Below are 21,590 nucleotides of genomic sequence, written 5' to 3'. Positions count from 1 at the left end.
CAAGAGCCGCTGCACCGGCGCGCGCCTTCGGCCTGACCGCCCGATGCGCAACGCGCCCTCGAACGAGACGGTGCTAGCGCGACGAATACAGCAGCACGTGATCCCGCTCGCGGAAGGTCGCCAGCACGTCTTCCTCCATCCGCCCGACCAGCACCTGCAATTCCCGGCGAATGGTCTGCACGGCATCCTCGAGATAGCTTTCGTCGTTCAACTGCACCTTGGCGATGACCCGCTGCAACAGGGTTTCCCCCTGCGGATCGACCAGCGTGACCACCCGTCCGCCATCGGGCCGGGGCTGGCTGAGGGTGAAGGGATGGGGAGCGAAGGCATCGGCCAGTCGTTGCTTCAGGCTGTCCAAATCAGGTCTCCTGTTTCGACGAATAAGACTCGTCAAAGACCGAAAAAACGCGAATAGGGTTCGTCGATGCAAGCATTTACCGGACTAACGGCAGCATCTGGCGAAAGGCCACGTGCCGGCGCAAATAGCCATTCGAGCCGAACCAGGCCAACGCAACGATCAGCCCGCTATAAGGGAAGCACCGGGAAAAACTCCAACCATCCCACCCTCGCGCAACGCCTTCACCTGCTTGAAATTGCAGTATCCGGCGCGTCCGTCAGGCAGTAACAACGAGACTTCCCCCTGCGCATCGAACAGCGAGGATATCATGACTGCCTTCGCATCCCCCCGCGGCGCCTGGCGCGCCTTCATCCTCGCGCTGGCATTCGCCGCCGGCACGGCACAGGGCTCGCTGCTGTTCGGCGCCGTCGGCCTGGCCAACGACCAGTACGCGCGTCCGGTCGCCGACACCGAGATCGCCAGCACCGCCGTGCTCGCCGATTGTCGTGGCTTCGTCGGGACCATCGCCAGGATCGTCCTGCTGGACGGCTCGATCCGCTGCAACGAGGCTTTCCCCTATGGCTTCGCCAGCCCGATCAGTACCAGCGTCTACTATCCGGCGGACATCGCCGCGTCCGACGCCAAGCTTCCGGTCATCACTTTCGTCGGCGGCATACTTTCCAACGCCGGCAACTATCACGAACTGATGAAACTGTGGGCCAGCCACGGCTTCATCGTGGTGATCTCCTCCGACTTCATCAATTCCTTCCCGCTGATGCACGCCCTCGGCATCCTTGAGGTCGCGAAACTGGACAGGGACCCGGCCTCGGCCCTGCATGGCCGGGCCGACTTTTCCCGGACGCTGGTCGCCGGGCACTCCGCCGGCGGCCAGGCCACACTGCAGAGCGCCAGCCTCTCTGCACAAGCCCTGCAACTCATCGAGCCACGGTTGAAGCTGGTCGGCGCCCTGCCGATCGAGCCAGGCCCCCTGGCCATCGGTTCCACGGTAAAGACCCCGACCCTGCTGCTGACCGGACTGGCCGATGTGGTCGTGCCGCCGCTCAGTTGGCCGATCCTCTGGCAGGGCCCGTTGATCCGCGACGTGCCCGCCTGGGGCGCCACGGCCACCACGGCGACCCACTTCAGCCCGCTGCGACAGATCGAGTACAACGAGTTCGCCGGCATCAGCGTCGCCTGGGTGCTGTACCAGGGAAAGAACGATGCCCAGGCCCGCGACTATTTCGTCGGGCGCTACTACAAGCTGGCCAGCGACATCCAGTTCAACGATCCACTGAGGCTGCTCCGCCCCTCGCGCAACAAACTCGCCGCTGCCCTTTGAGAAGACATGAAAAAGCCCGCCATCAAGGCGGGCTTCTTCCTTTCACGACAGGCTCAGAGCGGCTTGCCGCGATTGCCGTGCTGGCTGACGAAGGCCTGTACCTTGGCCAGCTCGTTCGGCAATACGGTGCAGCGCTCCTCGCGCTCGAACAGGTCGGCGAGGTGCGCAGGCAGCGCCGGCGCCTGGCCGATGCCGGCCTTCTCCACCGCTTCGGGGAACTTGACCGGATGCGCAGTGCCCAGGGTCACCATCGGCACGCTCAGGCTGCGCCGGCATTCGCGGGCGGCACGCACGCCAATGGCGGTGTGCGGGTCGAGCAACTCGCCACAGGAGCGGTATACCTCGGCGATGGTCTCGCAGGTCTGCTCGTCGCTGACCGCCAGGGAGTCGAACAGCTTGCGCGCCTCGGTCCAGCGCTGGTCTTCCACCGACAGCTTGCCGCTGGCCTTGAAGGCATCCAGCAGTTCGGCGACGGCCTTGCCGTTGCGGCCGTGCAGGTCGAACAGCAGGCGTTCGAAGTTGGACGAGACCATGATATCCATCGACGGCGACAGCGAGGGATGCAGGGTGTCCTTGTCGTAGCGATTACCGCTCATGAAGCGGTGCAGGATGTCGTTGCGGTTGGTCGCGACGATCAGCTGGCTGACCGGCAGGCCCATGTTGCGCGCCAGGTAGCCGGCGAAGATGTCGCCGAAGTTGCCGGTCGGCACCGAGAACGCCACCGAGCGATGCGGCGCGCCGAGCTGCAGCGCGGCATGGAAGTAGTAGACGATCTGGGCCATGATCCGCGCCCAGTTGATCGAGTTCACCGCTACCAGGCGGGTACCCTTGAGGAAGCCCTGGTCGGCGAAGCTGGCCTTGACCATCTCCTGGCAGTCGTCGAAGTTGCCTTCGATGGCGATGTTGTGGATGTTGTCGCCGAGGATGGTGGTCATCTGCCGGCGCTGCACCTCGGACACGCGGTTGTGCGGGTGCATGATGAAGATGTCGACGTTGTCGCAACGGCGGCAGCCTTCGATGGCCGCGGAGCCGGTATCGCCGGAGGTGGCCCCCATGATCACCACGCGCTCGCCGCGCTTGGCCAGCACATGGTCGAGCAGGCGGCCGAGCAGTTGCAGGGCGAAATCCTTGAAGGCCAGGGTCGGGCCGTGGAACAGCTCCAGCACCCATTCGTTGCCGTTCAACTGGCGCAGCGGCGCCACTGCGTCATGGGCGAAGACGCCATAGGTTTCCTCGAGGATCTTCTTGAAGTCGGCATCGGCGATGCTGCCGGCGACGAACGGGCGCATCACCCGGAAGGCCAGCTCGTGGTAGGGCAGGCCGACCCAGGAGGCGATCTCCTCGAGGGTGAAGCGTGGCAGGTTTTCCGGGACGTAGAGGCCGCCGTCGCTGGCCAGGCCGGCGAGGAGGACATCTTCGAAGTTCAGGGCGGGCGCTTGGCCGCGGGTGCTGATGTAACGCATGTTCAAAACCTTCGCTGTTGACGCGGGCCCGCGAGCGGCGCCCGGCGTTCGATCAATTCAGTTGTTCGACACGGATACGGACCACCGGCCCGGACACGCCTTCCAGCGCTTCCAGGGCGGCGATGGCATCGTTGATGCGTTGTTCGATGACCCGGTGGGTAACCAGGATCATCGGCACCAGGCCGTCCTGTTCCTCGGCCTCCTTCTGCATGATCGATTCGATGTTGATGCCGCGCTCGGACAGGATGGTGGCCACCTGGGCCAGTACGCCCGGGTGGTCCTTGGCCTGGATGCGCAGGTAGTAGGCGCTTTCGCAGGCTTCGATCGGCAGGATCGGGTGGTCGGACAGCGCGTCCGGCTGGAACGCCAGGTGCGGTACGCGGTTCTCCGGATCGGAGGTCATGGCGCGGACCACGTCGACGAGGTCGGCCACCACCGAGGAAGCGGTCGGCTCCATGCCGGCACCGGCGCCGTAGTAGAGGGTCGAGCCGACGGCGTCGCCGTTGACCATCACCGCGTTCATCACGCCGTTGACGTTGGCGATCAGGCGATCCGAGGGAATCAGAGTCGGGTGCACGCGCAGCTCGAAGCCGCTCTCGGTGCGACGCGCCACGCCCAGGTGCTTGATGCGATAGCCGAGGGCGTCGGCGTAGTTGACGTCAGCGCTGGTCAGCTTCGAGATGCCTTCGGTGTAGGCCTTGTCGAACTGCAGCGGAATGCCGAAGGCGATCGAGGCGAGGATGGTCAGCTTGTGGGCGGCGTCGATGCCTTCCACGTCGAAGGTCGGGTCGGCCTCGGCATAGCCCAGGGCCTGGGCCTCGGCGAGCACGTCGGGGAAGGTACGGCCCTTCTCGCGCATTTCGCTGAGGATGAAGTTGCCGGTACCGTTGATGATCCCGGCCAGCCAGTTGATGCGGTTGGCCGACAGCCCCTCGCGGATCGCCTTGATCACCGGGATGCCGCCGGCGACAGCGGCCTCGAAGGCGACGATCACGCCCTTCTCGCGGGCCTTGGCGAAGATCTCGTTGCCGTGCACGGCGATCAGCGCCTTGTTCGCGGTGACCACGTGCTTGCCGTTCTCGATGGCCTTGAGCACCAGCTCGTGGGCCAGGGTGTAGCCGCCGATCAACTCGACGACCACGTCGATCTCGGGATTGCACGCTACGTCGAAGATATCGGCGGTGATGGGGGTCGCACCGGTATCGCACTTCGGGTTCGGCCGGCGGGCGGCGATCTGCGCAACCTCGATACCGCGCCCGGCACGGCGGGCAATCTCCTCGGCGTTGCGTTCGAGTACATTGAAGGTACCGCCACCGACGGTCCCCAACCCACAGATGCCTACTTTGACCGGTTTCACGCTGGAACTCCCCATCTCACCTACGACGGCCGGACGCGCCGGCCTGCTATGGTTCCCCGATCGAATCGAGGTTGACGCGACCACTGTACGGGCCACGACACATCCTGGCGATGGATTCCGCCAGCGGGCGGCGGAAATCGCCAATGATGAAAACAAAAGAGCCGCACATTACGAAGCGGCTCTTTATTAGTCAATTGTTCGGCAGACCCGGCGCTATTTGGCCTCCAGCGCCAGCTTGGCCAACTGCTTGGCCGGCTGGTAGCCGGGGAGCAACTGGCCATTGGCAAGGACGATCGCCGGCGTTCCCTGCACCCCGACCATCTGGCCCATCTGGAACTGCTTGTCGACCGGGTTCTTGCACTCGGAAGACTTGATCTCCTTGCCGTTCATCATGGCGTCCATCGCCTTGGTCGGCTCCTTCGCACACCAGACCGCCTGCAGTTGCTTGTCGCCCGCCGACTGCGGCCCCTGGCGCGGGAACGCCATGTAGCGCACCTCGATCCCCTGCTCGGTCAGGTCCGGCACCTCGGCATGCAGCTTCTGGCAGTACGGGCAGGTGGTATCGGTGAACACCGTGATGTGCGCCTTGGCCTGGCCCTTGGCCGGATACACCACCATCTCGCTGGCGGGCACGCCGTTGATCGCCTTGGCGATCGCCTGGCTCTCGGCCTTCTCGGTCAGGTTGACCGGCTTGCCGTCCTTCACCTGGTAGAGGTAGCCCTGCATGACGAACTGGCCGTCGGCGCTGGCGTAGAGCACCCGGCCGCCCTTCAGCTGCACCTGGTAGAGCCCCTGCAGCGGGCTGCTGGCGATGGAGTCGATGGGCAGGTCCGGTTGCAGGGCCTGCAGGGTCTTGCGGATGTTCTGATCGGCATTGTCTGCCAGGGCCAGGGTACTCATCAGGCCGAGGGCGGCAGCAGCCAGAAAACGGGTCACGCGCATGTGTCACTCCTGTCGTGCGGTCGGCGAAGCCTACCATAGACCACTATCCCGACGGGCCCGACGCTTGTCGCAGAACGCTACGAAAGCGCCTCTTTTCGGGTAGGTACGGATTTTTCGGACAAAGCGTCAGCCTCGCGGGTGGTGGCGTGCGTGCAGATCCTGGAGGCGGGCCCGGGCGATATGGGTATAGATCTGGGTGGTCGACAGGTCGCTGTGGCCGAGCAGCATCTGCACCACCCGCAGGTCGGCGCCATGGTTGAGCAGGTGGGTGGCGAAGGCGTGGCGCAGGGTGTGCGGCGAAATCGACGTGCCGATCGCCGCCACCTGCGCGTGATGCTTGATGCGATGCCAGAAGGTCTGGCGGGTCATCTGTTCGCCGCGCAGGCTGGGGAACAGCACGTCGCTGGGCCGCCCGCCGAGCAGGTCGCCGCGGGCCTCGCGCAGGTAGCGTTCGAGCCAGCCGATGGCTTCCTCGCCGAGCGGCACCAGGCGCTCCTTGCTGCCCTTGCCGAATACCTTGACCACGCCCTGGCGCAGGTTGACCTGCTCCAGGGTCAGGCCGACCAGTTCGCTGACCCGCAGGCCGCAGGCATACAGCACTTCGAGCATGGTGCGATCGCGCAGGCCCAGCGGGTCGTCGACTTCCGGCGCCGCCAGCAATGCCTCGACGTCCGCTTCGGAGAGGGATTTCGGCAACGGCTTGCCCAGTTGCGGCAGGTCCACCTGCAAGGTGGGATCCTCGGCGATCAGGCCGTCGCGCAGGCAATAGCGATAGAAGCCACGCAGGCCGGAGAGGAAGCGCGCGGTCGAGCGGGCCTTGTAGCCCTGTTCCAGGCGCCAGGCCAGGTGATCGAGGATGGCGTCGCGGCCGATGCCCTCCAGGCGCAGCCCGCGGCCATCGAGCCAGGCGTTGAACTGCTGGAGGTCGTTGCGATAAGCCTCGCGGGTGTTGTCGGCAAGGCCTTTTTCCAGCCACAGGGCATCGAGGAAACGGTCGATCAGGGGATGTTCGAGGGTACTCATGGATGAAGGCTGCGAACCAAATGAAAGCGCGGCTAGTCTTTCATAGCCTGGGCGCTATCGCGAGCGTTGGCCGTCATCGCCACGTAATGGTTAGTCAGGCCGGTCGACAGGAGGTCGGCCGGCTTCCCGTGCCCGCGGGAAAAAGCGGAGCCATGTGGCTCGATGGTTCGCCCCGGCTCAGGACGAGCGGAGCGACGCTGACAAGGAATCCTCGATGGACCAGAACGCTATCCTGCTCGCCCTCGGTGGCATCGGTGCCGCCGCCCTGCTCAGTCAATGGCTGGCCTGGCGCCTGCGCCTGCCAGCCATTCTTTTCCTGCTGCTGTCCGGGATCGTCGCCGGCCCCCTGCTCGGCTGGCTCGATCCGGACGAGATGTTCGGCCCCCTGCTGTTCCCGCTGGTATCCCTGGCGGTGGCGCTGATCCTCTTCGAGGGCAGCCTGACCCTGCATTTCAGCGAATGGAAGGAAATCGGCACCGTGGTGCACCGGATGGTGACCATCGGCGCGCTCTCGACCTGGGGCGTGATCGCCCTGGCCGCCCACTACCTGCTCGACTTCAGCTGGGAAATGGCCCTGCTGTTCGGCACCCTGACCCTGGTCACCGGGCCCACGGTGATCGTCCCGATGCTGCGGGTGGTCCGGCCCAAGGCCGCGGTGGCGAACATCCTGCGCTGGGAAGGCATCGTCATCGATCCCATCGGCGCCCTGCTGGCGGTAGTGGTGTACAGCTTCATCATCTCCAGCGGCGAAGGCGACGGCTGGCTGCACAGCCTGCAGACCTTCGGCGGGGTGATCCTCTGCGGCAGCCTGTTCGGCATCCTCGGCGGCTGGGCGCTGGGCATCGTCCTGCGCCGCCACTGGCTGCCGGACTACCTGCACAACCTGGCGACGCTGGCCGCGGTGCTGGGCGTATTCATCGCCTCGAACCGGGTGATGCACGAATCCGGACTGCTCGCCGTCACCCTGATGGGCATGGGCCTGGCCAACATGAAGGGCGTCGACGTACGGCAGATCCTGCACTTCAAGGAAAACCTCAGCGTCCTGCTGATTTCCGGCCTGTTCATCCTCCTGGCCGCGCGCCTGGACATCAATGCCCTGCTCGGCCTGGGCCCGGCGGCGCTGCTGGTGCTGCTGCTGATCCAGTTCGTCGCCCGGCCGCTGAACGTGGCGCTGTCGACCTGGGGTTCGCCGCTGAGCTGGCGCGAGCGCGCCCTGCTCAGCTGGATCGCCCCGCGCGGGATCGTCGCCGCGGCGGTCTCGGCGATCTTCGCCATCCGCCTGAGCGCCGAAGGCCATGCCCAGGCGGCGCTGCTGGTGCCGCTGACCTTTCTGGTGATCATCGGCACGGTGGTCCTGCAAAGCGCCACCGCCCGCCCCCTGGCGCGCCTGCTGAAGGTCGCCGAGCCCTCGCCCAGCGGCTACCTGATCGTCGGCGCCAATCCGGTCGGGCGCGCCATCGGCAAAGCCCTGAAGAGCCTCGGCAGCCGCGTGCTGCTGACTGATTCGAGCTGGGAAAACATCCGCGCCGCCCGCATGGACAACCTGCCCACCTATTTCGGCAATCCCACCTCGCAGCACGCCGAAGCCCACCTCGACCTGGTCGGCATCGGGCACTTGCTGGGGGTTTCTCCAGCCGGCGAGCTGAATACCCTGGCGGCCATGCGCTTCCGCCACGAGTTCGGCCATCGCCAGCTGTTCGGCCTGCCGACCAGCCAGGAAGCCAAGCGTACCGACAAGCACCGCTCCAGCGACGAACACCGTGGCCGCCCACTTGGCCAGCGACCGCTGACCTACGCGCAGTTCGCCAGCCTGCTGTCGCGCGGCGCCGAAATCCGCACCACCCTGCTCACCGACACCTTCGGCTGGAACGACTACCAGGCGCTGCACGGCGAGTCCGCGATCCTGCTGTTCGCCCGCGATCCGAACGGCAGGATGCACGTCGCCACGCCACAGTCCACGCTGGCGCCGGGCACCGGCTGGACGCTGCTGTCGCTGATCGACGCGGAACCGTCAGTCAGCAAGTCGCAGGCCACGGAAATCGCCGACTAGACTTCAACGAACCGACGAAAGACCGTCGTCACCCTATCCAAGGTTGGGTGACAAACGAAGCCCACGAAGAGGATGATTGCATCTAGCCATCATCCTCTTTTTTCATCAGGCCATGACCATGTCCAATCAACAACATTCCCGCCTGGGCCAGATCCTGATCAACAAGGGGCTGATTAGCGCCGCCCAACTGGACGCCGCGATCCAGGCGCAGTTGAGCAACCACAAGCGCCTGGGCGAAACCCTGATCGAGCAGGGCCTGCTGAGCGAACGGCAACTGAAGAAGGCGCTGAAGAAGCAGACCAACCTGCGCCTGGCCGCGACCCTGGTCGCCGCCCTGCTCAGTCCGTTCCAGATGGCCAGCGCCGACATCCAGCGTATGCAGCCGCCAGCGGCCATGAGCCGCCAGGAATTGCCGAAGAACCTGCGTCCGCTGACCGACGTCGAGATGAGCAACGTCAACGCCCAGGGCCTCAACGAAAGCCTCGAGGGCCTGTTCCTGAAGGCCGAGGGCGGCGACGGACTGGCCGCGGTGAAGCAACTGGCGAAGCTGGTGATGCCGATGCTCGACAGCCTGGAGGCGGAAACCTCGATGAGCGACGTTCGCTACGAAACCGGCAAGACGCAAAGCACGCTCAACCCCGACGGCTCGGTCAACCTGCGCCTGCCGAGCAGTATCGGCGAGGTGCGCTTCGACAATATTCGCATTGCCGGCGCGCCGCGCGAGCAGACGTTCGGCAGCGTCAGCCTGCAACAGATCGACCTGTCCCAGGCCTCCCTGAAGATCAGCCTGCGGCCCTGATCCCAACCCAGGGCCGGATCGTCCGGGGATATGGAAAAGGCACCCGTGGGTGCCTTCTTTCCGCCTGTCTCAAGCCGCCTGGCTGGCCGGGAACCCCGGCAGGACCGGAACCGGCCGCTTTTCGTCGTCGATGGCAACGAAGCTGAACAGGCCGTGTATGGCCTTCTCGCGACCGTCGGCGTACATGCTTTCCAGGTACACCTCGACCTCCACCTTGAGGCTGGTGTTGCCGACCTTGACCACCCGTCCGACCAGTTCGACGATCGAGCCCGCCGGGATCGGGTGGTTGAAGTCGATGCGATCGGTGGAAACGGTCACCAGCGGCAGGCGGCAGAAACGGGTCGCGGTGATGAACGAGACCTCGTCCATCCAGGCCAGCGCAGTCCCGCCGAACAGGGTGTTGTGGTGATTGGTGGTGGGCGGGAATACCGCCTTGGTCACACGGGTTTCGGAAAGCTCGGTGCGACGCAGGATTTCTTGCTCTCTGGGGGTCATGCCACGAATACCGGATGGAGTGGCTGCCTGGGTGCCGCGGATGTTGTACTGGTTATGCGCTGCCGTGGGCAGTAGGAAGCGCCGCCGGAAAGGCGAACGCCAGACATGAAAAAAGCAGCCCTCGGGCTGCTTTTCTCGGAGAAGAACCGGATTAGACCAGTTTTTCCTTGATGCGCGCGGCCTTGCCGGACAGGGCGCGGAGGTAGTACAGCTTGGCCTTGCGCACGTCGCCGCGACGCTTGACGCTCAGGCTGTCGACGATCGGGCTGTAGGTCTGGAAGGTACGTTCCACGCCCACGCCGTTGGAGATCTTGCGCACGGTGAAGGCGCTGTTCAGGCCACGGTTGCGCTTGGCGATAACGACGCCTTCGAAGGCCTGCAGACGCTGACGGTCGCCTTCCTTCACCTTGACCTGGACGATCACGGTATCGCCGGGGGCGAACGCCGGGATCTCTTTGTTCATCTGTTCAGCTTCGATCTGCTGAATGATCTTGTTGGTCATGCTGTGCTCCTAAGACCGGCAATCGGCCAGCCATCGATACGTTAACTATCGTCCCGCTGACGGATATATTCCGCCAGCAGCTTCTGCTCTTCTCCAGAAAGCGAGCGGCTATCCAGAAGATCGGCGCGTCGTTCCCAGGTCCGCCCAAGGGCCTGCTGCAAACGCCAACGCCGGATGTGTTCATGGTTGCCACTGAGCAACACTTCAGGAACACGTTTGTCCGCGTACACCTCGGGTCGGGTGTAGTGCGGGCAGTCGAGCAGGCCATCCGTGAAGGAGTCCTCCTCGGCGGAATCTGCATGACCCAATGCACCGGGCAGCAACCGCGTCACTGCATCGACCAGCACCATGGCCGGCAACTCACCGCCGGACAGGACATAATCGCCGATCGACCATTCTTCATCGACGTGCTCTTCGATGAAGCGCTCGTCGATGCCTTCGTAGCGCCCGGCGATGAGGATCAACGCTTCCTCTTCGGCCAGTTCGCGTACGCCCGCCTGCGTCAGCTGGCGGCCTTGCGGCGAAAGGTAGATCACCTTCGCCTTCCTGCCCCCGGCGGCTTGCCTGGCATCCGCCAGCGCGCCCTCCAGAGGCTTGATCTTCATCACCATGCCAGGGCCACCGCCGAAGGGCCGGTCGTCCACCGTCTGGTGGCGGTCCTCGGTGTAGTCCCGTGGATTCCAGCAGGTCAGCGTGAGCAACCCCTGCTTTACCGCACGGCTGGTGATGCCATAGTCACTGATCGCGCGGAACATCTCCGGAAAGATGCTGACGACGCCCACCCACAAACGCTTGTCCATGGATGATCAGAAGTCCGCGTCCCAGTCCACCCGCATCTCGCCAGCGGCCAGGTCGATCGACAGCACGCACTGCCCGGTGTAGGGCAACAGGCGCTCGCGGTCGTCCAGGCTGCCCGCGCAGGGCTTGACCACCATGACATCGTTGGCACCGGTTTCCAGCAGATGGTCGATCACGCCGAGCAACTGCCCGCCCTGGTCGATCACCTTCAGGCCTTCCAGCTGGTGCCAGTAGTACTCACCTTCCTCGAGAGAGGGCAACTCGCTACGCGGGATGCAGATCTCGTAACCGGTGAAGGTGCGGGCCTCTTCGCGATCGTCGAGCCCCTTGAGCTTGGCGGCCAGGACCTTGCCATGCAGGCGCCCCCTGACCAGCTCGGCCTGCCGAATCTCGCCGTCGCGCCGGAGCGTCCAGCGGCGATAGTCCAGCAGGTTGTCCAACGGGTCGGTAAAGGAATACACCTTCACCTCACCGCGGATGCCGTACACCGAAACGATCTTGCCGATCACGACCAGGTCGTCGGCGGGTGTCGGCATTTCACTCATGACGGCTTAGGCGTTTGCCTTGGCAGCGTCCTTGAGCAGCTGAGCAACGCGCTCAGACGGCTGTGCACCCTGGCCGAGCCAGTAGGTAGCACGCTCCTGGTCGACGGACAGACGCACTTCGCCACCAGTCGCAACCGGGTTGAAGAAACCGATGCGCTCGACGAAGCGACCATCGCGCGCATTGCGGCTGTTGGTCACGGTCAGGTGGTAGAAGGGGCGCTTTTTGGAGCCGCCACGAGCAAGACGGATGGTTACCATGTGAACTTCGTTCCTGTAGTCGGTGCTTGCAAAATGAATGCACGCTGGGCCCACGGCCCGAAAGGCCGCATATTCTAAGGATTATCGGGGAATTTGCAAATCTCTTTTTCGGCCACCCATCGGCCGGCGCGGAGAGCGCGGGAAGCACACGGTCCGCCCGCCGGCCGACGGAGCGAAACCGCCGGCGTGGCCAGCGGCCGCGCGTCCGATCAAAGCTTGGGCATGCCCCCCGGGAACATACTGCCCATGCCTCGCATCATCTTGGCCATGCCGCCCTTGGCGGTGACCTTCTTCATCATCTTCTGCATCTGCTTGTGCTGCTTGATCAGCCGGCCGACGTCCTGCACCTGGGTACCGGAGCCAAGGGCGATGCGGCGCTTGCGCGAGCCGCTGATCATTTCCGGATCGCGCCGTTCGCCGGGCGTCATCGAGTTGATGATCGCCTCCATCTGCTTGAACTGTTTCTCCGCAGCACCCTGGGCATTGCCCATCTGCGCCAGGTTGACCCCGCCGAGCATCGGCAGCTTGTCCATGAGCCCGCCGAGGCCGCCCATGTTCTTCATCTGTTGCAACTGGTCGCGGAAGTCTTCCAGGTCGAAGCCCTTGCCCTTCTTGATCTTCTTCGCCAGCTTCTCGGCCTTGTCGCGGTCGAGGTTCTGCTCGGCCTGTTCGATCAGGCTGAGCACGTCGCCCATGCCGAGGATGCGCGAGGCCACGCGGTCGGGATGGAACGGATCGAGCGCTTCGCTCTTTTCGCCCATGCCGAGGAACTTGATCGGCTTGCCGGTGATCGCCCGCACCGAGAGCGCGGCACCACCACGCGCGTCGCCGTCGACCTTGGTCAGGACCACGCCGGTCAGCGGCAAGGCGTCATTGAAGGCCTTGGCGGTGTTGGCGGCGTCCTGGCCGGTCATGGCATCGACCACGAACAGGGTTTCCGCCGGCTTGATCGCCGCGTGCACCTGCTTGATCTCGTCCATCATGTCGGCATCGATGTGCAGGCGGCCTGCGGTATCGACGATCACCACGTCGATGAACTTCAGTCTCGCCTCGCGGATCGCCGCCTCGGCGATGGCCACCGGCTTCTGGCTGACGTCGGAAGGGAAGAAGGTTACGCCAACCTCGCCCGCCAGGGTTTCCAGCTGCTTGATCGCGGCGGGTCGGTAGACGTCGGCGGAAACCACCATCACCGACTTCTTCTTGCGTTCCTTAAGGAAGCGCGCCAGCTTGCCCGCGGTGGTGGTCTTGCCCGCGCCCTGCAGGCCGGCCATCAGGATCACCGCCGGCGGCGCGACGCTCAGCGCCAGGTCCTCGTTGGCCGCCCCCATCAGCTCCTCGAGCTCGGCGCGGACGATCTTCACGAACGCCTGTCCCGGGGTCAGGCTCTTCGAGACCTCGGTACCGACGGCGCGCTCCTTGACCTTGTTGACGAAGTCCTTGACCACCGGCAGGGCCACGTCGGCCTCGAGCAGGGCCATGCGCACTTCGCGCAGAGTGTCCTTGATGTTGTCCTCGGTCAGCTTGGCCTTGCCGGTGACATGGCGAAGCGTCTGCGAGAGGCGGTCTGTAAGGTTTTCGAACATGCGCGATCCTTCCACGGGGGTTGCGGCAAGCGGCGGATTATAACCAAGAGCGCGTCGCGGGACACGCGATGAAAGACGGAGTGTGTGTCCGGCGACGACCGGAGGCCAGCCTCAAGTCCTTGATTTGCCGATGCGTTCCGTCTTTGCCGAAGCGACCGCCGGACCATGAGGTCGCGGCGCCCGCGGCAGGCGGTCCGCCAACCCGGCCACAGGTACGAGAGAACTGTTCGCAACGGCTTTCTCGCGACGCTCGATCTATGCCAAACTCCCATCCTTTCGGGCCCGCGATTACAAGGACTTATGCATCCCCTGCTGCCCAGCCTCATCGCTGCTGTTCTCTATCTCGGCACCGCCGCCTACCAGGGTGCCTGTGTGTCCAAGCGCACCGCGCCGGGCAAACCCCTGCTGCTCCTGTTCGGACTCCTGGCACTGGTCGCCCACGCCTTCAGCCTCTACCAGCAATTGCTGACCCCGGCCGGCCTGGTGCTGGACTTCTTCAACGCCGCCAGCCTGATCGCCGCCGCGGTAATTCTCCTGACCCTGCTGGCGACCTTGCGGATACCGGTGGAGAACCTGCTCCTCCTTCTATTCCCGCTGGGTGCCCTCACCACCCTGCTGGCGGTACTCATCCCCCACGGCACCGTCGAGCCGATCAACGAACAGCCAGGCATTCTGGCCCACATCCTGCTCTCGATCCTGGCCTACGGCCTGCTCACCATCGCGGTGTTCCAGGCGCTCTTGCTGCTGCTCCAGGACTACCGCCTCAAGCACAAGCATCCGTCCGGGCTGATCCGCAACTTCCCGCCCCTGCAAACCATGGAAAGCCTGCTGTTCGGCTTCCTCTGGGGCGGCTGGTCGCTGCTTTCGCTGTCGCTGCTGTCCGGATGGCTGTTCGTCGACAACCTGTTCGCCCAGCACCTGGCGCACAAGACCATCCTGTCCTGCTTCGCCTGGGTGGTCTTCGCCGTGCTCCTCTGGGGTCGCCACCAGCTCGGCTGGCGGGGCCACAAGGCGATCCGCTGGACCCTGGCCGGTTTCTGCCTGTTGATGTTGGCGTACTTCGGCAGCAAGCTGGTGCGGGAATTCATCCTGCACATCTGATGGGCCTCCTTCATGGATGAGCTGCACCCCGGGTACCTGGTCGGCCTGCTGGTTCTCCTGGTCGCCTGCTCGGCGTTCTTCTCCTGCGTCGAGACCGCCCTGCTCAACCTCGACCGTTACCGCCTGCGCCTGCAGGCCAAGCAAGGCCTGCGCGGGGCCCGGCGCAGCAGTTGGCTGCTGCTGCACGACGACCGCCTGCGCGGCACCCTGTTGTTCGGCCGCACCCTGGTCAACGTCAGCGCCGCCGCCCTGGCCAGTTGGGCCGCGCTGCGCCACTGGGGCGTCATCGGCCTGGCCGTCGCCATCCCCGGCATGACCCTGCTCCTGCTGCTGTTCGGCGCCCTGCTGCCGCGCCGCTACGGCGCCCTTCGCTCGGAACGCGTCGCCCTGCCGCTCAGCCTGCCGCTCCTGATCCTGCAGCGCCTGTGCTGGCCCCTGCTGTGGCTGCTGACCCTGCTGAGCAACGCGCTGCTGCGCCTGCTCGGCGTCGCCGCGGCGGAACAGGACGACAGCGGACGCAGCCGCGACGAAGAGGCCCTGCATCCGGCCGACAATCCCCAGGCCAGCGAGGTCAACCGGCATGACATGCTGCTCGGCCTGCTGGACCTGGAGAAGGTCACGGTCAACGACCTGATGATCCCGCGCAACGAAATCGAAGGCATCGACCTCGACGACGAACTCGAGGTCATCGTCGAGCAGTTGCGCACCACCAGCCACACCCGCCTGCCGGTCTACCGCGACGACGTCAACCAGATCGAAGGGGTCGTGCACATGCGCCAGATCGCGCGCCTGCTGACCCAGGGCCGCCTGACCAAGGAGAATCTCCGCCAGGCCTGCATGGAGCCGTATTTCGTGCCGGAAAGCACGCCGCTGTCGACCCAGTTGGTGAACTTCCAGAAGGAGAAGCGCCGTATCGGCGTGGTGGTCGACGAATATGGCGAGGTGATCGGCATCGTCACGCTGGAGGACATCCTCGAAGAGATCGTCGGCGACTTCAACGACCTCGACAGCCTCGACAACCCGGATATCCAGGCCCAGGAGGACGGCAGCTTCGTCATCGACGGCAGCGCCAACCTGCGCGAGCTGAACAAGTCGCTTGGCTGGCAATTGCCCTGCGACGGCCCGAAGACCCTCAACGGCCTGGTCACCGAAGCCCTGGAGCAGATCCCCGATTGCGCGGTGTGCCTGCGCATCGGCCCCTACTGCCTGGAAATCCAGCAGTCGGCGGAAAACCGTGTGAAAAGCGTGCGCGCCTGGCATCCCCGCGCGCTGACCCCGCTGGTCGAAAGCGACGCCAGCGTCTGATCCGGGATTGCCGAACCGGCCCCGCGGCGCTCTATAATCGACCCCAGCTTATCCAGCCCTGCCGCCGGTTCCGCCGCTACCCGCAGCCCGAGCCCCGGCCAGTCACCCGCCAGTCCCGCCTGCCCGCCCGGCCCCGATGCCGACGGTACCAGCCGGCGCACGGCGCGCAGCCCCATCCTCCCTGCGCGACCGATCTCGTCCGCCCCACCCGGGCGCCGCGCCGCCGCATCGGCGCACTGGCCATAACCATCCGGCCGCACGGAAGCACTCCGTCGTGCCCCGACTGCCAGGGACCTTCCCACCATGACCGCCGCCACCCTCGCCGCCGACGCCGCTCCGGAACCGGCCAACTCGACCACCCGGGTCGCAGTCGCCAGCTTCATCGGCACCGCCATCGAGTTCTACGATTTCTACGTCTATGCCACTGCCGCCGCCCTGGTGATCGGTCCGGTATTCTTCCCGCAGACATCCGGCACCGCGCAGATGCTCAGCGCCTTCCTCACCTTCGGCATCGCCTTCCTCGCCCGTCCGCTGGGCTCGGCGCTGTTCGGCCACTTCGGCGACCGCATCGGGCGCAAGTCGACCCTGGTCGCCTCGCTGCTGCTGATGGGGGTGTCCACCACCCTGATCGGCGTCCTCCCCGGCTACGACAGCATCGGCTACTGGGCGCCGTTGCTGCTCTGCGTGCTGCGCTTCGGCCAGGGCCTCGGCCTCGGCGGCGAGTGGGGCGGCGCCGCGCTGCTGGCCACGGAGAACGCGCCGGCCGGCAAGCGCGCCTGGTTCGGCATGTTTCCCCAGCTCGGCCCGTCGATCGGCTTCCTCGCCGCCAACGGCCTGTTCCTGGCCCTGGCGATGCTGCTCAGCGAGGAGCAGTTCCGTGAGTGGGGCTGGCGGATCCCGTTCCTGCTCAGCGCGGCGCTGGTTGTGGTCGGCCTCTACGTACGCCTGAAGCTGGCGGAAACCCCGGTGTTCGCCAAGGCCATGGCCAAGCACGAGAGGGTCCGCCTGCCGATCGCCGAGCTGTTCGCCCAGCACTGGCGGCCGACCCTGCTCGGCGCCCTGGCGATGGTGGTGTGTTATGCGCTGTTCTATATCTCCACGGTGTTCTCGCTGAGCTACGGGGTGGCCAGCCTCGGCTTCAGCCGCGAGGAGTTCCTTGGTCTGCTGTGCCTCGCGGTGCTCTTCATGGCCGCCGCCACGCCGCTGTCGGCCTGGCTCAGCGACCGCTTCGGACGCAAGCCGGTACTGCTGCTCGGCAGCCTGGCGGCGATCGCCTCCGGCTTCGCCATGGAGCCGCTGCTCAGCCAGGGCTCGACGTTCAGCGTCGCCCTGTTCCTCTGCATCGAGCTGTTCCTGATGGGGGTCACCTTCGCCCCGATGGGCGCGCTGCTGCCGGAAATATTCCCCACCCACGTGCGCTACACCGGCGCGTCGGCGGCCTACAACCTGGGCGGCATTCTCGGCGCCTCGGTGGCGCCCTATATCGCCCAGAAGCTGGTCGGCATCGGCGGCCTGGGCTGGGTCGGCGGCTACGTCTCCGCAGCGGCGCTGCTCAGCCTGCTGGCGGTGCTGTGCCTGAAGGAAACCCGCGACAACGACCTCGGCGCAGTGTCCTGAGTCTCGCTCAGACTACCGCGACGCCGCCCTTCTCCCTCGCCGCCAACCAGTCGGCGAGGGCCCCGGCCCAGACCTGGTAGCCCAGCTGCGACGGATGAAAGCCGTCGATGGCCAGGTAGCCCGGAAGCAGGTCCAGCGAGATCGGGCAGTAGCCGGCGCCGGTCGCGCCAGCGAGATCGCACAGCGCCTCGTCGAGCAGCCGCCCGCGCCACCCCAGCAGGGCCCGCAGCAACCCGGGCAAGGCGGAAAAATGCCGCAGCGGCGGCACCGCGGTGCAGGTCACCTGCGCGCCGGCCGCCTGGAAGCCTTCGATCAGGGCCGCGCAGTCGGCACGCCAGCGTTCGAGGGAGCGCAGGCTGGTGGTGTCATTGACGCCGAAGACCAGGATCACCTGGTCGAAGAAACGTCCCGCCACCTGCGGTAGCAGGCGTTCGCGCGCCTCGCCGCTGGTGATGCCGTTCTCGCCCAGCGCCTGCCAGGCCACCGGGCGGCGCAGACGCTCGCCCAGCGCCGCGGCCAGGCGGCCGGCCAGGGCGTAGTCCAGGCAACTGGCGCCGACCCCGGCCACTGTCGACTCACCGAACAACAGCAAGCGCAGCGGTTCTTCGGCACCGGACCCACCGACCAGCCCTTCGCGAGGTCCCGCCGCGGGCGCCAGGCGCAAGGCTCGGCGGCGGGTGCGGATAGCCAGCGGCACCGCCAGCGGCAGCAACGGCAGAGCCGCCGCCCACCAGGCCAGCGATGCCAGCCGGCGCATCTCAGAGTTCGACGCGAACCGCCTGGGCGGCCCGGGTCGCCTTGGCGCGGGCGGCGTCGATCGACTCGTCGCGCGCCAGGGCCACGCCCATTCGCCGCTGGCCATCCACTTCCGGCTTGCCGAACAGGCGTAGCGCCGTATCCGCCTCGCTCAGCGCGGCGCCGAGGTTGGCGAAAGCGACCTGCCGGGACTTGCCTTCCACCAGGATCACCGCCGAGGCCGACGGGCCGAGCTGGCGGATCACCGGGATCGGCAGGCCGAGGATCGCCCGCGCGTGCAGCGCGAACTCGGAAAGATCCTGGGAAATCAGGGTCACCAGGCCGGTATCGTGCGGACGCGGCGACACCTCGCTGAACCACACCTGGTCGCCCTTGACGAACAGTTCGACGCCGAACAGCCCGCGTCCGCCGAGGGCCTCGGTCACTGCCCGGGCGACCCGCTCGGACTCGGCCAGGGCCTGCGCGCTCATCGCCTGCGGCTGCCAGGACTCGTGGTAGTCGCCCTTGACCTGGCGGTGACCGATCGGCGCGCAGAAAGTGGTGCCGTCGACGTGGCGCACGGTGAGCAGGGTGATTTCGTAGTCGAAATCGATGAAGCCCTCGACGATCACCCGGCCCTTGCCGGCGCGCCCGCCTTCCTGGGCATAGTCCCAGGCCGCCTGCAGGTCGTCGGGGCCTTTCAGGACGCTCTGGCCCTTGCCCGACGAACTCATGATCGGCTTCACCACGCAGGGGTAGCCGACGCGCTCGACGCCACGGCGGTAGTCCTCGAAGGTATCGGCGAAGTAATAGGGCGAGGTCGGCAAGCCGAGCTCCTCGGCAGCCAGCCGGCGGATACCCTCGCGGTTCATGGTCAGTTGCGCGGCGCGGGCGGTGGGCACCACGGTGTAGCCTTCGGCCTCCAGCTCGACCAGGGTCGCGGTGGCGATGGCCTCGATCTCCGGCACGATGTAGTGCGGCTTCTCCTGCTCGATCACCGCGCGCAGGGCGGCGCCGTCGAGCATGCTGATCACGTGGCTGCGATGTGCCACCTGCATGGCCGGCGCGTTGCCATAGCGATCGACGGCGATCACTTCGCAACCCAGGCGTTGCAGCTCGATGGCGACTTCCTTGCCCAGCTCGCCGGAGCCACAGAGAAGGACGCGGGTCGCGCTCGGCGACAGGGGGGTACCGATACGGGTCATGGAAGAACCTCGGAAATGAAAGAAAACGGAATCAGCTTCAGGCGGAACCGCTGACCAGCCCTTGCGCCTTGGCGCGCTCGAAACAGCGACCGAGCACCTCGCGGCGCTCGTCGTTGCTCATCAGGCCCCAGCGGGTGATCTCGGCCGCCGTGCGCTGGCAGCCGATACAGATGTCCTGCTCGTCCAGCGCGCAGACATGCACGCAGGGCGAAGCCACCGGTCGCTCGTTCACGCCGGGTCCTCGACGAGGTCGCGGGCGTAACGGCGGGCATTGTGCACATAGTGGGCGGCGCTGGCCTCGAGCATTTTCTTCTGCGGCTCGCTCAGCTCGCGCACTACCTTGCCCGGCGAGCCCATCACCAGCGAGCCGTCGGGAATCTCCTTGCCCTCGGGAATCAGCGCGTTGGCGCCGATGATGCAGTACTTGCCGATCTTCGCCCCATTGAGGATCACCGCGTTGATCCCCACCAGGCTGTAGTCGCCCACGCTGCAACCATGCAGCATGGCGTTGTGGCCGACGGTGACGCCCTTGCCGAGGGTCAGCGGATAGCCCATGTCGGTGTGCATCACCGAGCCGTCCTGGACGTTGCTGTGCTCGCCGATATGGATCAGCTCGTTGTCGCCGCGCAGCACCGCGCCAAACCAGACGCTGGCGCCGGCATCCAGGCGAACCTTGCCGATCACCGCTGCGCTGGGCGCGATCCAGCTGTCGGGATGGGTTTCGACGCGGGCATCGCCCAGGCGGTATTTCATCGCGATCTCCTCATGGCCGGGGTCTGCGCCCCGTCGGTCAACTCAGTTTGATGAACGAAGCCGGCGGCGTGTGCAGGTCGATGGGGTCGTCGTACAGCAGGTTGACCAGCTCCACCACCATGATGGCCGTCAGGCCCCAGATCTTGAACTCGCCGAAGCGATAGCTGGGCACGTACCAGCTGCGGCCGAAGTAGTCGATACGGTGGGTGACCTCGCGCGGGTCGTCGCGAAAGAAACTCAGCGGCACGTTGAACACCGCGGCGATCTCGCCGTCGTTGGGCTGGTACTCGACGAAGTCGGGAATGAAGGCGACATAGGGAGTGACCTCGATGCCATGCCGCGAGACCAGGGTGCTCAGCGGCCCGACCACTTCCACCAGGCCCGGCGGCAAGGCGATCTCCTCCTCCGCCTCGCGCAGGGCGGTGCGCACCAGGTCGGCGTCTTCCGGGTCGCGCCGCCCGCCGGGGAAGGCGACCTCGCCGCCATGGGTGGACAAACCGGCGGCGCGCAGGGTCAGCACCAGCTCCGGATCGTCGCTGCGGGTGATGGGCACCAGCACGGCCGCTTGGGGGAAGCGCTGGTCGGTATCCAGTTGGCGGGGGCGGTGCGCCTCGATGCGTTGGCGCAGCTCGTCGAGCGTGCAGTTCATACTGCCGGGGTTTCCGAGGTCTTGTCGTTTCCCCGAGATCATGGCACGAAAGCCCCGGCCAGCCCACCCCTCCCGCACGGGGCCTTGTCGCCTCCCGGCCAGCCGAGCAAGATAGGCCTTTCCCCGAAGAAGAACCTGGCATGAAATTCTGCAGCCTGTGCGGCGCCACGGTGGTCCAGCGCATCCCGGACGGCGACAACCGCCTGCGCTACGTCTGCGACGCCTGCCACACCGTGCACTACCAGAACCCGCGTATCGTCGCCGGCAGCCTGCCGGTGTGGGACGGCCAGGTCCTGCTCTGCCGTCGCGCCATTGCGCCGCGCCTGGGCTACTGGACGCTGCCGGCCGGCTTCATGGAGAACGGCGAGACCCTCGCCCAGGCGGCGGCCCGCGAGACAGAGGAAGAAGCCAACGCGCGGATCGGTGACCTGCAGCTCTATACCCTTTTCGACCTGCCGCACATCAGCCAGGTCTACCTGTTCTTCCGCGCCGAGCTGCTCGACCTGGATTTCTCCGCCGGCGATGAAAGCCTGGAGGTGCGGCTTTTCGACGAAGCGGAGATTCCCTGGTCGGAGCTGGCTTTTCCGACCATCGGCCGTACCTTAGAATGCTACTTCAGCGACCGCCGCGAAGGCTGCTTCCCGGTGCGCAACGAAGCCATTGCACCTATGCTGGCTTCCTATAAGAAAGACTGAACGCCAAACACTCGAACACCGCCGCCGTTGCGGCTCAAG

The 21,590-nt window shown here is 65.9% G+C and carries 23 protein-coding genes; 7 read left to right on the top strand and 16 right to left on the bottom strand.

Annotation, left to right across the window (positions count from 1 at the left end; genetic code table 11):
* Nucleotides 1-73 precede the first annotated feature (73 nt).
* Nucleotides 74-358: a DUF3509 domain-containing protein gene (locus FHW81_RS02785; protein WP_003092618.1), complete on the bottom strand. Its 285-nt coding sequence runs from the start codon at nt 356-358 to the stop codon at nt 74-76.
* Nucleotides 359-470: 112 nt separating this feature from the next.
* Between FHW81_RS02785 and FHW81_RS02780 the strand changes: the two genes are divergently transcribed.
* Nucleotides 471-1,676 carry an adenylate cyclase gene (locus tag FHW81_RS02780; protein ID WP_076938858.1) on the top strand — a complete coding sequence of 402 codons (1,206 nt, stop codon included), beginning with the start codon at nt 471-473 and terminating at the stop codon, nt 1,674-1,676.
* Nucleotides 1,677-1,729: 53 nt separating this feature from the next.
* Here the strand turns inward: FHW81_RS02780 and thrC are convergent, their stop codons facing one another.
* From thrC to xerD, 4 genes are all read right to left on the bottom strand, one after another.
* Nucleotides 1,730-3,139 (bottom strand): threonine synthase, encoded by a 1,410-nt coding sequence (gene thrC / locus FHW81_RS02775; protein WP_003092622.1) that lies wholly within the window; start codon nt 3,137-3,139, stop codon nt 1,730-1,732.
* 52 nt (nt 3,140-3,191) lie between these two features.
* A complete protein-coding gene (locus FHW81_RS02770; RefSeq protein ID WP_003109642.1) occupies nt 3,192-4,496 on the bottom strand; it encodes a homoserine dehydrogenase in 1,305 nt (434 codons plus the stop codon).
* A gap of 213 nt (nt 4,497-4,709) precedes the next feature.
* A complete protein-coding gene (dsbC, locus tag FHW81_RS02765; protein ID WP_003092626.1) occupies nt 4,710-5,438 on the bottom strand; it encodes a bifunctional protein-disulfide isomerase/oxidoreductase DsbC in 729 nt (242 codons plus the stop codon).
* Between the two features lie 126 nt (nt 5,439-5,564).
* Nucleotides 5,565-6,461: a site-specific tyrosine recombinase XerD gene (gene xerD / locus FHW81_RS02760; RefSeq protein ID WP_003092629.1), complete on the bottom strand. Its 897-nt coding sequence runs from the start codon at nt 6,459-6,461 to the stop codon at nt 5,565-5,567.
* A 214-nt stretch (nt 6,462-6,675) separates the two neighbouring features.
* Here xerD and FHW81_RS02755 point away from each other — a divergent pair, with 214 nt between their 5' ends.
* On the top strand, nt 6,676-8,511 hold the full coding sequence (locus FHW81_RS02755) for a cation:proton antiporter (protein WP_003100653.1): 1,836 nt from the start codon (nt 6,676-6,678) through the stop codon (nt 8,509-8,511).
* Nucleotides 8,512-8,623: 112 nt separating this feature from the next.
* Complete coding sequence (locus FHW81_RS02750; protein ID WP_003119314.1) at nt 8,624-9,310, top strand: hypothetical protein; 687 nt, start codon at nt 8,624-8,626, stop codon at nt 9,308-9,310.
* A gap of 69 nt (nt 9,311-9,379) precedes the next feature.
* On the opposite strand, the gene FHW81_RS02745 is transcribed toward FHW81_RS02750, so the two are convergent.
* The 6 genes from FHW81_RS02745 to ffh all read right to left on the bottom strand — a co-directional run bounded on the left by FHW81_RS02745 (nt 9,380) and on the right by ffh (nt 13,491).
* On the bottom strand, nt 9,380-9,805 hold the full coding sequence (locus tag FHW81_RS02745) for an acyl-CoA thioesterase (protein WP_003092635.1): 426 nt from the start codon (nt 9,803-9,805) through the stop codon (nt 9,380-9,382).
* Nucleotides 9,806-9,956: 151 nt separating this feature from the next.
* The gene (gene rplS / locus FHW81_RS02740) at nt 9,957-10,307 is read right to left on the bottom strand and encodes a 50S ribosomal protein L19 (RefSeq protein WP_003092637.1); all 351 of its coding nucleotides are present in this window, start codon (nt 10,305-10,307) and stop codon (nt 9,957-9,959) included.
* Between the two features lie 41 nt (nt 10,308-10,348).
* Entirely contained in the window at nt 10,349-11,107 is a 759-nt protein-coding gene (trmD, locus tag FHW81_RS02735) for a tRNA (guanosine(37)-N1)-methyltransferase TrmD (protein ID WP_003119312.1), read from the bottom strand.
* Between the two features lie 6 nt (nt 11,108-11,113).
* Nucleotides 11,114-11,641, bottom strand: coding sequence for a ribosome maturation factor RimM (gene rimM / locus FHW81_RS02730; protein WP_003092640.1), 528 nt, complete (start codon nt 11,639-11,641; stop codon nt 11,114-11,116).
* A 15-nt stretch (nt 11,642-11,656) separates the two neighbouring features.
* Nucleotides 11,657-11,908: a 30S ribosomal protein S16 gene (rpsP, locus tag FHW81_RS02725; RefSeq protein ID WP_003092643.1), complete on the bottom strand. Its 252-nt coding sequence runs from the start codon at nt 11,906-11,908 to the stop codon at nt 11,657-11,659.
* A 209-nt stretch (nt 11,909-12,117) separates the two neighbouring features.
* Nucleotides 12,118-13,491 carry a signal recognition particle protein gene (ffh, locus tag FHW81_RS02720; RefSeq protein WP_003092645.1) on the bottom strand — a complete coding sequence of 458 codons (1,374 nt, stop codon included), beginning with the start codon at nt 13,489-13,491 and terminating at the stop codon, nt 12,118-12,120.
* A gap of 300 nt (nt 13,492-13,791) precedes the next feature.
* Here ffh and FHW81_RS02715 point away from each other — a divergent pair, with 300 nt between their 5' ends.
* From FHW81_RS02715 to FHW81_RS02705, 3 genes are all read left to right on the top strand, one after another.
* Entirely contained in the window at nt 13,792-14,592 is an 801-nt protein-coding gene (locus tag FHW81_RS02715) for a cytochrome C assembly family protein (RefSeq protein ID WP_003092649.1), read from the top strand.
* Nucleotides 14,593-14,604: 12 nt separating this feature from the next.
* Nucleotides 14,605-15,897, top strand: a complete 1,293-nt coding sequence (locus tag FHW81_RS02710; RefSeq protein WP_003111904.1) for an HlyC/CorC family transporter — start codon at nt 14,605-14,607, stop codon at nt 15,895-15,897.
* A 303-nt stretch (nt 15,898-16,200) separates the two neighbouring features.
* Entirely contained in the window at nt 16,201-17,514 is a 1,314-nt protein-coding gene (locus FHW81_RS02705; protein ID WP_003113829.1) for an MFS transporter, read from the top strand.
* Nucleotides 17,515-17,521: 7 nt separating this feature from the next.
* Here FHW81_RS02705 and FHW81_RS02700 read toward each other — a convergent pair whose 3' ends face one another.
* From FHW81_RS02700 to FHW81_RS02680, 5 genes are read right to left on the bottom strand one after another with little or no spacing between them, the layout of a single operon-like run.
* On the bottom strand, nt 17,522-18,271 hold the full coding sequence (locus tag FHW81_RS02700; RefSeq protein ID WP_017002200.1) for an SGNH/GDSL hydrolase family protein: 750 nt from the start codon (nt 18,269-18,271) through the stop codon (nt 17,522-17,524).
* Between the two features lies 1 nt (nt 18,272).
* The gene (purT, locus tag FHW81_RS02695; RefSeq protein WP_023130854.1) at nt 18,273-19,454 is read right to left on the bottom strand and encodes a formate-dependent phosphoribosylglycinamide formyltransferase; all 1,182 of its coding nucleotides are present in this window, start codon (nt 19,452-19,454) and stop codon (nt 18,273-18,275) included.
* A gap of 37 nt (nt 19,455-19,491) precedes the next feature.
* Nucleotides 19,492-19,686, bottom strand: coding sequence for a DUF1289 domain-containing protein (locus FHW81_RS02690; protein ID WP_003092660.1), 195 nt, complete (start codon nt 19,684-19,686; stop codon nt 19,492-19,494).
* The gene (locus FHW81_RS02685; RefSeq protein WP_003092662.1) at nt 19,683-20,207 is read right to left on the bottom strand and encodes a gamma carbonic anhydrase family protein; all 525 of its coding nucleotides are present in this window, start codon (nt 20,205-20,207) and stop codon (nt 19,683-19,685) included. The genes FHW81_RS02690 and FHW81_RS02685 overlap by 4 nt, the downstream gene beginning before the upstream one ends.
* A 37-nt stretch (nt 20,208-20,244) precedes the next feature.
* Nucleotides 20,245-20,856, bottom strand: coding sequence for a CoA pyrophosphatase (locus FHW81_RS02680; protein WP_003092664.1), 612 nt, complete (start codon nt 20,854-20,856; stop codon nt 20,245-20,247).
* A gap of 140 nt (nt 20,857-20,996) precedes the next feature.
* Here FHW81_RS02680 and FHW81_RS02675 point away from each other — a divergent pair, with 140 nt between their 5' ends.
* Complete coding sequence (locus FHW81_RS02675) at nt 20,997-21,551, top strand: NUDIX hydrolase (protein WP_003092665.1); 555 nt, start codon at nt 20,997-20,999, stop codon at nt 21,549-21,551.
* Nucleotides 21,552-21,590: the final 39 nt, after the last annotated feature.

The organism is Pseudomonas sp. RC10-4-2 (genome assembly GCF_050433085.1).
GTDB classification, from domain to species: Bacteria; Pseudomonadota; Gammaproteobacteria; order Pseudomonadales; family Pseudomonadaceae; genus Pseudomonas; species Pseudomonas aeruginosa.
This window is presented reverse-complemented; position numbering and strand designations above follow the sequence as displayed.